Origin of the sequence: Mesorhizobium sp., assembly GCF_017306585.1 — a bacterium.
Lineage (GTDB): Bacteria > Pseudomonadota > Alphaproteobacteria > Rhizobiales > Rhizobiaceae > Mesorhizobium.
The window spans coordinates 1-11,300 of record NZ_JAFKIC010000012.1; the positions used below are offsets into that span (position 1 = coordinate 1).

12 protein-coding genes are annotated in these 11,300 nt (G+C 64.4%); 9 read left to right on the forward strand and 3 right to left on the reverse strand.

Translation table 11 applies throughout. The annotated features are described in order from the left end of the window. Positions 1-102 precede the first annotated feature (102 nt). From ehuC to doeB, 7 genes are read left to right on the forward strand one after another with little or no spacing between them, the layout of a single operon-like run. Complete coding sequence (gene ehuC, locus J0I79_RS00130) at positions 103-762, forward strand: ectoine/hydroxyectoine ABC transporter permease subunit EhuC (protein ID WP_292854174.1); 660 nt, start codon at positions 103-105, stop codon at positions 760-762. Continuing rightward, positions 762-1,421: an ectoine/hydroxyectoine ABC transporter permease subunit EhuD gene (gene ehuD / locus J0I79_RS00135; protein ID WP_292854153.1), complete on the forward strand. Its 660-nt coding sequence runs from the start codon at positions 762-764 to the stop codon at positions 1,419-1,421. The genes ehuC and ehuD overlap by 1 nt, the downstream gene beginning before the upstream one ends. 2 nt (positions 1,422-1,423) lie before the next feature. Next, complete coding sequence (eutA, locus tag J0I79_RS00140; RefSeq protein ID WP_292854155.1) at positions 1,424-2,200, forward strand: ectoine utilization protein EutA; 777 nt, start codon at positions 1,424-1,426, stop codon at positions 2,198-2,200. A 4-nt stretch (positions 2,201-2,204) separates the two neighbouring features. Further along, positions 2,205-3,191, forward strand: a complete 987-nt coding sequence (gene eutB, locus J0I79_RS00145; protein ID WP_292854157.1) for a hydroxyectoine utilization dehydratase EutB — start codon at positions 2,205-2,207, stop codon at positions 3,189-3,191. Then, positions 3,188-4,180, forward strand: coding sequence for an ectoine utilization protein EutC (gene eutC, locus J0I79_RS00150; protein ID WP_292854159.1), 993 nt, complete (start codon positions 3,188-3,190; stop codon positions 4,178-4,180). The genes eutB and eutC overlap by 4 nt, the downstream gene beginning before the upstream one ends. A gap of 37 nt (positions 4,181-4,217) precedes the next feature. Beyond that, entirely contained in the window at positions 4,218-5,396 is a 1,179-nt protein-coding gene (gene doeA / locus J0I79_RS00155) for an ectoine hydrolase DoeA (RefSeq protein WP_292854161.1), read from the forward strand. Between the two features lie 5 nt (positions 5,397-5,401). Continuing rightward, positions 5,402-6,406, forward strand: coding sequence for a N(2)-acetyl-L-2,4-diaminobutanoate deacetylase DoeB (gene doeB / locus J0I79_RS00160; protein WP_292854163.1), 1,005 nt, complete (start codon positions 5,402-5,404; stop codon positions 6,404-6,406). Between the two features lie 112 nt (positions 6,407-6,518). Here doeB and J0I79_RS00165 read toward each other — a convergent pair whose 3' ends face one another. Beyond that, the gene (locus J0I79_RS00165; protein WP_292854165.1) at positions 6,519-7,493 is read right to left on the reverse strand and encodes a GlxA family transcriptional regulator; all 975 of its coding nucleotides are present in this window, start codon (positions 7,491-7,493) and stop codon (positions 6,519-6,521) included. Between the two features lie 117 nt (positions 7,494-7,610). Here J0I79_RS00165 and J0I79_RS00170 point away from each other — a divergent pair, with 117 nt between their 5' ends. Both J0I79_RS00170 and J0I79_RS00175 read left to right on the forward strand, forming a co-directional pair. Then, complete coding sequence (locus J0I79_RS00170) at positions 7,611-8,249, forward strand: HD domain-containing protein (protein ID WP_292854167.1); 639 nt, start codon at positions 7,611-7,613, stop codon at positions 8,247-8,249. A 95-nt stretch (positions 8,250-8,344) separates the two neighbouring features. Beyond that, on the forward strand, positions 8,345-9,025 hold the full coding sequence (locus J0I79_RS00175; RefSeq protein WP_292854169.1) for a GntR family transcriptional regulator: 681 nt from the start codon (positions 8,345-8,347) through the stop codon (positions 9,023-9,025). Between the two features lie 22 nt (positions 9,026-9,047). Here J0I79_RS00175 and J0I79_RS00180 read toward each other — a convergent pair whose 3' ends face one another. Both J0I79_RS00180 and J0I79_RS00185 read right to left on the reverse strand, forming a co-directional pair. Further along, entirely contained in the window at positions 9,048-10,061 is a 1,014-nt protein-coding gene (locus tag J0I79_RS00180; protein WP_292854170.1) for a LacI family DNA-binding transcriptional regulator, read from the reverse strand. 61 nt (positions 10,062-10,122) lie between these two features. Further along, positions 10,123-11,007, reverse strand: a complete 885-nt coding sequence (locus J0I79_RS00185; RefSeq protein WP_292854172.1) for an alpha/beta hydrolase — start codon at positions 11,005-11,007, stop codon at positions 10,123-10,125. Between the last annotated feature and the right edge of the window lie 293 nt (positions 11,008-11,300).

Consider the following 11,300-nt stretch of genomic DNA (forward strand, 5'->3'; position numbering starts at 1 on the left):
GGCGCCAGGTTCTGCCAGACTGGCGCTGCCCCTCATCTGCCTGCCGGCATCTTCTCCTCGCAAGCAGGGAGAAGCAAACTAAACGCCAACGTTGGAACCCAGATGACGCAGTGGTCCGGCTATTTCGGCCTGATAATGCAGGGAGCGCTTGTCACCATCGAGCTGACGCTGATGGGGTCGGTGCTGGCGCTGCTCATGGCCTTTCTCGCCGGCATGGGTCGCCTGTCGCGCTTCTTCATGCTGCGCGCGCTCGCGACCGCCTATATCGAGTTCTTTCGTGGCACGTCGATCTTCGTGCAATTGTTCTTCGCCTATTTCGTGCTGCCCCTGGTCGGCCTGGAACTGACGCCGCTGCAGGCCGGCGTGCTGGCGCTGGGTCTGAATGTCGGTGCCTATGCCGCCGAAGTCGTGCGCGGTGCGGTGCAATCGATCGGCCGCGAGCAGCACGAAGCCTGCATCGCGCTCAATCTCGGCCGCTGGCAGGGCCTGCGCCATGTCATCCTGCCGCAGGCGTTCCTGGTCATGCTGCCGACCTTCGGCAACAACGCCATCGAATTGCTGAAGGCCACGTCGGTCGTCTCGCTGATCTCTCTAGCCGACCTCACTTTCCAGGCCCAGGTGGTGCGCGCCCAGACCGGCAATACGATGGTGCCGTTCGCCACCATCCTGGTCATCTATTTCATCCTGGCGCTTCTTATCTCGTGGGGCGTGCGCTCGCTCGAGCGCCGCATGGCGCGCGGGCTTGACGGGGTGCGTGTCTGATGGATTGGGATTGGAATTTCGTCCGCGAAATCATGCCAACCCTGATCCAGGGGGTGAAGATCACCATCCTGGCGACGCTGCTCGGCTCGGTGCTGGCTGCGATCGTCGGGCTCGGCATCGCACTGGCGCGGCGCTCCCCGAACAAGGCCTTGTCGCGCACCGTCGGCTGGGCCGCCGAGTTCATCCGCGGCACACCGCTTCTGGTCCAGCTCTACTTCATCTTCTATGTGCTGCCCGACATCGGCATCCTGCTGCCGCCCCTCGTCGCCGGCGTCATCGGGCTCGGCCTGCACTACGGCACCTATACGGCGGAGGTCTACCGCGCCGGCATCGACAATGTGCCACGCGGCCAGTGGGAAGCGGCGAAGGCCTGCAACCTCAGCGCCCGCCAGACCTGGTCGAACATCATCATTCCGCAGGCCATTCCGCCGATGATCCCGGCCTTGGCCAACTACTTCATCGCCATGTTCAAAGAAACGCCGCTGCTTTCGGCGATCACCGTGCTGGAACTGATGAACCAGGCCAAGAGCGTCGCCAACACCTACTACCGATACCTGGAGCCGATCACGCTTGTCGGCGCCTTCTTCCTGGCCATCAGCCTGTGCTCCGTCGTGCTGCTGCGCTGGCTGGAACGCCGCTACGGCAAGATCGAGAGATAACGATGAAGCCATTGCCAGAGATGCGCCTCGAAGCGGCGCGACCCGCGCTCGACGACCGTCCGCTGGAAAAGCGCGTCGGCCTGGTCGCGCTGGCGACCGACCACACCAGCGAGGTCGACTTCCGCCGCATGGTGGCAAGCGAGCGCATCGGCGTCTATGTCGCGCGCATCCCTTACGCCAACCCGACGACGCCTGAGAACCTGCGCAAGATGCAGCCGTCGCTTTCGGCGGGCGCGGCGCTCATCCTGCCGGAGGAGACGCTCGACGCCGTCTGCTATTCCTGCACCTCTGCCTCGGTGGTGATCGGCGACGCCGAGATTGAGCAGGCAATCCAGGCGACCAAGCCCGGCGTTCAAGTGGTAACGCCGCCGATGGCCGGTGTGCGCGGGCTCAATGCCTTTGGCGTGAAGCGCATCAGCATCCTCACCCCCTACACCGTCGAGACCAGCCGGCCGATGGCGACCTATTTCGCCGGCCACGGCTTCGACATAGAGAGCTTCACGTGCCTCGGCTTCGAAGACGACCGCGAGATGGCGCGCATCCAGCCTGCCGCGCTGGTCGAGTTGGCGCACAAGGTCGTGCATCCGCAGGCCGAAGCCTTGTTCGTTTCCTGCACGGCCCTGCGGGCCGCCCTCGCGGTGCCTGGCATGGAAGAGGCAATCGGACGTCCGGTCGTCACAAGCAATCAGGCCAGTGCCTGGAACTGCCTTCGGCTTTGCGGTGATGAAACGCCGCGACCCGAGTTCGGCCGGCTGCTGACGAAGCCTTTGGCGGCGTGATCGAATGACTGTCGAGCTTCAGCATATCCGCGCCGCGCGCGAACGCATTGCCGGCAAGGTCGAGCGGACGCCGATCGTGTTGTCGCAGAGTCTGTCGGATCGTGCCGGCCACTCTGTGTATCTCAAACTGGAGCACCACCAGACCACCGGCGCCTTCAAGCTGCGCGGTGCCTCCAACGCCATCGCGGCGCTGAGTTCTGAGCAGAAGTCGCGCGGTGTCGTCGCGGCTTCGACCGGAAATCACGGTCGCGCGCTGGCGCATGCGGCAAAGCTCGAAGGCATGCGCGCGGTGATCTGCATGTCGAAGCTGGTGCCGGAAAACAAGCTCGACGCCATCCGCCGTCTTGGCGCGGAGGTGCGCATCATCGGCAACAGCCAGGACGACGCACAGCAGGAGGTCGACCGACTGGTGGGGGAGGAGGGGCTGGTGATGCTGCCGCCCTTCGACCATCCCGACATCATCGCCGGGCAAGGGACACTCGGTCTTGAGATCATGGAGCAGGTGACAGGTGCCACAGCGGTGCTGGTGCCGCTCTCCGGCGGCGGCCTCGCCTCCGGCGTGGCCGCCGCCGTCAAGAGCATGAGCCCGAACACGAAGGTCATCGGTATCTCTATGGCGCGCGGTGCGGCCATGAAAGCCAGCCTGGACACCGGCCGGCCGGTGCAGGTGGAAGAGTTGCCGACATTGGCGGACTCGCTCGGCGGCGGTATCGGCCTCGACAACCAACTGACCTTCGCCATGTGCCGCGACCTGCTCGACGATGTCGTGCTGCTCAGCGAGGACCAGATCGCGGCTGGCATCCGCCACGCCTATGAGGATGAACGTGAGATCGTCGAAGGCGCCGGCGCGGTCGGCATCGGTGCGCTGCTTGCGGGAAAAATCAAGGCAATCGGGCCTGTCGTTCTTATCCTCTCCGGCCGCAACATCGACATGAACCTACATCGCCGGATTGTCTGTGGGGACCATTCGTTGACGGAGCGTGCCGCATGAGCCGCATGACCATCCTCACCGAGGCGGAACTGCGCAAGATCGTGACGCTCGATCTCGACGCCGTCGCCTGTGTCGAAAACGCCTTCCGTGCGCTCGCCACTTTGCCGGTGGCGATGCCGCCGATCCTGCGGCTCGACATGCCCGAGCAGCATGGCGAGGTCGATGTGAAGACGGCTTACGTACCCGGCATCGACGGCTTTGCCATCAAGATCAGCCCCGGCTTCTTCGACAATCCGAAGCTCGGCCTGCCCAGCGTCAACGGCATGATGGTGCTGCTGTCGTCGAAAACCGGCCTGATCGAGGCCTTGCTGCTCGACAATGGCTACCTCACGGACGTCCGCACCGCCGCAGCCGGCGCGGTCGCGGCCAAGCACTTGTCGCGCGAGGATTCCAAGGTAGCCGCGATCTTCGGCGCCGGTGTTCAGGCCGGACTTCAGCTTGAGGCGCTCCGGCTTGTAAGGCCGATAGAGGAAGCGCGCATCTGGGCGCGGGACGCCGCCAGGGCTGAAGCCACGGCCACCCGGTTGGGTGAAAGGCTCGGCATCGCCATACGTGCCGAACCCGATGCGGCAAGAGCCGCTGCCGGAGCCGACATCATCGTCACCACCACGCCGTCGACCGAGCCGCTGATCAAGGCCGGCTTCGTCTCCGCCAGCCAGCACATCACCGCCATGGGCTCGGATGCCGAGCACAAGAACGAGATCGCGCCCGCGATCTTGCGGATGGCCGACCTCTATGTCGCCGACAGCGCCAGGCAGACGCGGCGTCTTGGCGAGCTTCACCATGCGATCGAGGCGGCGGTCATGGCCGCGGATGCCGAGGTCACCGAACTTGGCCAGATCATTGCCGGCGCCAGACACGGCCGCAGGTCGGCCAGCGACATCACCATAGCCGACCTCACCGGCACCGGCGTGCAGGACACCGCGATCGCGACCCTGGCCCGCGACCGTGCGCGCTCGGCGAATGCCGGAACCATCTTTGAAAGCTGATGCCGGCCGTCAGGCCCAACAAACGAGGACCAACAAAATGCAGCCAAACCTGAAATTCTCGCTCGGCGAATTCGCCGAGCGCCTGGCCAAGACACGCAAGGCCATGGAGATGAAGGGCGTCGATCTGTTGATAATCAGCGATCCCTCCAACATGGCGTGGCTGACGGGTTATGACGGCTGGTCCTTCTATGTGCACCAGGCGGTCATCGTGCCGCCGTCCGGCGAACCGGTCTGGTATGGCCGCGGCCAGGACGCCAACGGTGCGAAGCGCACGGCCTATCTCGCGCACGACAACATCGTCGGCTACGCCGACCACTATGTGCAGTCGACCGAACGCCACCCGATGGATTACCTCGCCGGCGTACTGGCCGAGCGCGGATGGGACAAGCTCACCATCGGCGTCGAGATGGACAATTACTGGTTCTCGGCCGCGGCCTTCGCGTCGTTGCAAAAGCATCTTCCCAACGCCCGTTTCGTCGACACGACAGCCCTTGTGAACTGGCAGCGCGCCGTGAAGAGCCCGACCGAGATCGATTACATGCGCAAGGCGGCCCGCATCGTCGAGGGCATGCATCGGCGCATCGTCGACAAGATCGAGATCGGCATGCGCAAATGTGATCTCGTCGCCGAGATCTACGATGCCGGCACGCGCGGCGTCGACGGCATCGGCGGCGACTATCCGGCGATCGTGCCGCTGCTGCCTTCAGGCGTGGACGCCTCGGCGCCGCATCTCACCTGGGATGACCAGCCGATGAAGCGGGGCGAGGGGACGTTCTTCGAGATCGCGGGCTGCTTCAATCGCTACCACTTGCCGCTGTCGCGCACGGTCTTCCTGGGCAAGCCAACGCAGGCCTTCCTCGATGCGGAAAAGGCGACGCTGGAGGGCATGGAAGCGGGACTGGCGGCGGCAAAACCCGGCAACACCTGCGAAGACATCGCCAATGCCTTCTTCGCCGTCCTGAAGAAATACGGCATCGTCAAGGACAACCGCACCGGCTATTCGATCGGCCTGTCCTATCCGCCGGACTGGGGCGAGCGCACCATGAGCCTGCGCCCCGGCGACCGCACCGAACTCAAGCCCGGCATGACCTTCCACTTCATGACGGGTCTGTGGCTTGAGACGATGGGGCTGGAGATCACCGAATCCATCCTGATTACCGACACCGGCGTCGAGTGCCTGGCCAATGTGCCGCGCAAGCTGGTGGTGAAGGATTGAACGCGATGTCCAGCCCGCGCCCGTCGCCGATCACGCCGACCGTCGATTTCGACAAGGACGGCGTCCAGCATGGTTTCCTGCGCCTGCCCCACAGCCGTGATGACTCGGCCTGGGGCTCGGTGATGATCCCAGTCTGCGTCATCCGCAATGGCAAGGGGCCAGCGGCTCTGCTTACCGGCGGCAATCATGGCGACGAGTATGAAGGGCCGCTGGCGCTCTACGAACTCGCCCGCATGCTGGATCCGAACGATGTTTCCGGCACGGTCATCATCGTGCCGGCGATGAACTATCCGGCCTTCCGCGCGGGGACGCGCACCTCGCCGATCGACAAGGGCAACATGAACCGCTCTTTCCCCGGCCGTCCGGACGGCACGGTGACACAGAAGATCGCCGACTATTTCCAGCGCGAACTGCTGCCCCGCGCGGACATCGTCTTCGATTTTCACTCCGGCGGCAGGACGCTGGATTTCGTGCCGTTCTGCGCCGCGCATACCTTGCCTGACAAGGCCCAGGAGCAGAAAGCCTTCGACGCGGTCGAGGCTTTCTCGGCGCCGTTCTCGATGCGTATGACCGAGATCGACGCGGTCGGCATGTATGATACGGCGGCCGAGGAGATGGGCAAGGTTTTCGTAACCACCGAACTCGGCGGCGGCGGCACGTCGCGGGCTCAGACGGTGCGCATAGCGCGGCGCGGCATCCTCAACGTGCTTCGTCATGCCGGCATCGTTGCTGGTGTGGTCGAGAAGGGCAGAACCCAGTGGCTGGACATGCCGTCGGGCGATTGCTTCACCTTCGCCGAGGAAGACGGCATGATCGAAACCATGGCCGATCTCGGTGATCCCGTGGAGGAGGGTGCGGTGTTGGCGCGTATCCATTCGATCGGCCGCACCGGCATTGCACCGCAGGAGATCAGGGCAAAAATGTCAGGCATGCTGGCGGCGCGGCATTTCCCGGGCCTGGTCAAGGCCGGCGATTGCGCGGCGGTGGTTGCTGTCGAGGTCGAGGGCTAAAGCAATTCCAGGAAAAGTGTGGAACGGTTTTCCGTCCGGAATTGCGTAAAAAAGTGCTAGAGGGGTTCGGCGATTCCATCAAACGCTGAACCGCTCTAGCCGGCAGCCGTGCTCAGGACGCGCCGCGCGGCTCGCCGATCTGGACGCGCCGGTAGGCGGCGGGCGTGACACCGGTCTTGCGCTGGAAGGCACGCCGAAACGTGTCGACGTCGCAAAAGCCGCATTGGTCGGCGACGAGCTTCGGTGCCGCGCCCGTTTCGAGCAGGCGCTGCGCCGCTTCCACCCGGATCGCCTCGACCCAGGCTGACGGCGTGACGCCGACCTCCAGACGAAACAGCCGGGCGAAGTGGCGAGGGCTCATGCCGGCTCGGTGGGCAAGCTGCTCGACGCCATGCTGTTCGGCGGGGTTGGCCATGACCCAGCGCTGCACCTGCTGCAGCGCCGAACGCCCGGCCGGACTGCCGGCGCCCCGGCGGCTGTACTGGAGCTGGCCGCCGCCACGGCGGAAATACATGACCAGTTGGGCCGCGACACGCCGCGCGATCTCGGCGCCGAGATCCTCCTCGACCAGCGCCAGTGCCAGGTCGAGCCCGGCGGTCACGCCGGCGGCGGTCCTGATCTTGCCGTCGCGGACATGAATGGCGTCGACATCGAGGGTCACGTCGGGAAAGCGCTCGGCGAACTGGTCGGCGACAGCCCAATGCGTCGTGGCTCGGCGGCCGTTGAGCAGCCCGGCTTGCGCCAGCAGGAAGGCGCCGGTGCACACCGACCCGTAACGCCGCGCGGCCGCGCTGGCGGCGCGCAGCCAGCGGAGCACATGCTCGTCACCCGTCCGATGCGCCAGATGTGGCGCGCCTGCCACGAGGACCGTGTGGAAGCGCGGCATGTCGGCCTGCCCGATGACGACATCCGGCAGAAGCCTTGCTCCCGAGGAGCACTGCACAGGCCCCAAGGCCGAGGCGATGATTGAGATGGCGTAGGCTTGCCTGCCGGCCTGCAGATTGGCCTCGGCGAAGACATCGAGCGGCCCGGAGATGTCGAGCAGTTGGGCGCCTTCCATGGCGAGTATGCCGATCCGCAACGTCATCAGTCCGCTCCCAGGTCCGTTTTCCCGGTGTTTTGGCAGAAATCATTGCAACAAAGCGATTTCTGCCATAGCCGATAACGCCTAACCTGTCACGCAGGATCAACAGGAGACGACATCGTGGCAATCATCCCTCAAGGCGCCGCCATTCCCGACAGCAAGCTGGCGCGCGCCATCACCGCTTTCATCCGCGACACCGAGACCGAACTGCTCTTCAACCATTCCAGCCGCGTCTATCATTTCGGGGCACTGGCCGGTCTGCATCGCGGGCTCAGATTCGATCGCGAACTGCTCTACGCCGGCGCGATGTTTCATGATCTCGGGCTGATGCCCGCCCACAGCAGCCCGCATGAACGCTTCGAGGTCGATGGCGCGCACGCCGCGCGCGAGTTCCTGCGCGGCCAGGGCATTTCGGAGGATGACGCCTACACGGTCTGGACGGCGATCGCGCTGCACACTACCCCGGGCGTGCCGGTTCACATGCATCCCGTGGTGGCCCTGGTGACGGCCGGCGTCGAGATGGATGTCCTCGGTCTCACCCATAGGGAATATTCCGACGAGGAGCGCGAGACGGTGGTGCGGGCCTTCCCGAGGACATCAGACTTCAAGGAAGACATCATCCAGGCCTTCTATGACGGCATCAGGCACAAGCCGGACACCACGTTCGGCAACGTCAAGGCCGATGTGATCGCCGACAAGGAGCCGCATTTTCACCGCGGCAACTTCTGCTCGGTGATCCGCAACTCGCCTTGGCGATAGGGCGCGCGTTCAAGCCATCTTGTACACCAGGATACGCATATCCAGCCCCGTGGTTTTCCTCTACGCTCGATCCCGCGTGACGGAGGGAGTATCGAGTGCGCGGGTTCGCGGAAGGGGTGATCGACAGGCCGCTGACGGTCGCCGAGCAGGTCGCCAATATCCTGCGCGAGGCGATAGCCAGCGGCGCTCTCAAGGCCGGCACCGCCTTGCGTCAGGATGAACTGGCCGAGCGGTTCGGCTTCAGCCGCATGCCGATCCGGGATGCGCTTCGCCAGTTGGAAGCCGAAGGCATCGTTTCCATTCATCCGACAAAGGGCGCGCATGTCGCCAGAATGGACGGCGCCGAGATCGCCGAGATTTACGCGGTGCGCGAGCTGCTCGAATGCGAGGCGCTGCGTTTGTCCGTGCCCGTGTTGGCCGGTGTCAAACTTGAAGAGGCCGAACAGGCTCTCGACCAGATCGACGTGGAGCGCGATGTCGGCCGCTGGGGTGCGCTGAACCGCGGCTTTCATCTGTTGCTTTACGATGCCTGCGGCAATCGCCGCCTGCTCGGCCTGATCGAGGCGCATCACAACGCGGCCGACCGTTATGTTCGCATCCTTCTGTCCAATCTCGACTATCGCGGCCGTTCGCAGAACGAGCACCGCGACTTGCTTGCCGCCTGCCGCCGGCGCGACGCCGAAAAGGCCGTGAGCATCTTGAGGCGGCATCTGCGCGAAGGAAGCGAAACGCTGGTCAATGCGATAGAGGGCGGCGGCCTTTCGCGAAAATCCTGACGCCGGACACCGGGCTCCTGCGTCAGCTTCCTTTGCTGCTGCCTGTCCAGCCGCAGCTTTCCCGGATGACCAGGCGTGGCGGGATCAGTTTCATGCCGAAGGTTCGTTCGATCCTGCCTTCGACAAGGCCGGTCAGATGCCGTGTCGCGAGCGTGCCAAGCTCCTCGGTGGGCTGTGCGATCGTCGTCAGCCGCGGCGTCGCGTAGAGTCCCTCCTGGATGTTGTCATATCCGACAACCGCCATCTCGGCCGGGATGCGCATGCCGCAATCGGCGGCCGCCCGCAGCACGCTGATGCCGGCGAGATCGAATGTGGCGAAGAGCCCGCTCGGCCGGTCGCTGCGGCCCAGAATGTCCCTGGCCAGATCATAGGTCGATTGCCGATCGAAATCGGCGCTGTGATAGAGGACCGGCTCCAGCCCCGCCTGGCCCATCGCCTGGATGTAGCCCTTGGCGCGTTCGCTCGGCATTTTCGAAGGGCCGCACAGCGCCGCGATGCGCCGGTGGCCGAGCGACAGCAGGTGGTTTGTCGCCATCACCGCTCCGGCGATGCCGTCGGTCGCCAGCAGATAGGCGTTGGACGCGTAGTTGATGCGCCGGTCGAGAAGGATGAAGGGCACCGCGATCTCCGAAAACAGCGCCATCAGTTCCTCGGAGCTCGAGCCGCTGATCAGGAACAGGCCGTCGACCTGGCGGTCGAGGAAGGTGCGGACATAGCGTAGCTCGCGCTGCGCATCCTGCTCGCTGTTGCCGAGCACGAGCGTGTAGCCGTCGAGATCCGCGCAGTTCTCGATGACACGGGCAAGCTCGGCGTAGAACGGGTTCGAGATATCGGGCACGATCAGTCCCAGCACGCGCGACCGTTGACCGCGCAGTGCCTGCGCGACGCGGTTCGGCCGATAGCCAAGCTCGGCGATTGCTTCGAGCACGCGCCGGCGCGTCTCCGCGGCCACCGGTCGAGGGCCGTCATTGATGACGTAGCTGACGACGGCGGTCGATGTTCCAGCCCTGTTCGCGACGTCGGCTCGGGTGACCATGCAAAGTTTCCTTATCGGATGAGCGGACCGATTGCCAATGCCGGCAACACGCCGGAGGCTGCTACTTCCAGCACCCTCGCATGTGGTCCATCACTGCCTTCAGGAAGGCGCTGTCCGCGTCTGCGAAGCCGCTGATGGCCGTGAAATGGTCGCGGCCTTCCTGTGGATGCATCATCAAACCGTTTCCCTTGGCCTGCCATTCGGCGCCGAAGGCCTCGGACTGCCGCCAGAATTCCGAGCTCTCCTGCGTGCCCCAGCTGACGAGGAGCGCCGGCGCTCGCGCCGGCACATGCAGGATCGGGCTGTTGCGGCGGATCTGCTGACCGTTAAACTGGATTTTCGGCTGAAGCCAGGTGTACTGAAACGGCTCGAGGTCGTAGAGGCCGCTGATCGGGCAGGCGCCCTTGATGACATCGGCCGGCAGCGCATAATCCTCTACCCAGTCGGTGACGGCCATCATCGCCGTCAGATGGCCGCCGGCGGAGTTCCCGGTGACGTAAAGCCGCTCCCTGTCGCCGCCGAATGTCTGTGCGTTCCGGTAGACCCAGGCGACGGCGGCGCGACACTGGCGCACGATCTCGTCGACGGTCACCTTGGGGCAGACATCATAGTCGATGATGACGGTGGTGACGCCGCTGGCGGTGAAGCCCTTGGCAACCCAGATGTAGTTCTCCTTCTTCAGCCGTCCGTCGAACCAGTAACCGCCATGGATGAAGATGACGATCGGTGCGCCGGCTTCCGCGGCCGGATAGATGTCGAGCTTCTCCATGCGAGTCGGCCCGTAGGGCACATCGGCGGTGCGCGTCAGGACTTTGCGGGCTTCGTTGGCTTCAGCGATCCGCCCGGCGATGATTTTTTCAAATGCCTTGGGATCGTCGATCCGGGCCTCGGGCCGGTATTCCCAGTCGAGTTCCTCCTGGGTGTTGAACTGGCGGTAGAGGGGCATCGCAGGGCTCCGGAGTCTGGCATGGCACTGCTATCGGTAGATTGCATCGGCCAGTTTCCGCAACACCGGTGCCACGCGAATGTCGGCGGAAATCAGCCAATTCCTTCTTGCAACGCCTAATCTACTCGTGTAGATACGCTGAAACTGTGCGTATCGTGCATTTCGCCGAATGTCCAGTCCGGGAACGCAAACGCGTAAAAATCATGCAAGGGATCGGCTGGGCGTCAGCTCGTCCGAAACGGTGGCGTTCATCCTTTGCCGAGCCGTGGGGAGTATCATGGGCAACAGAATTC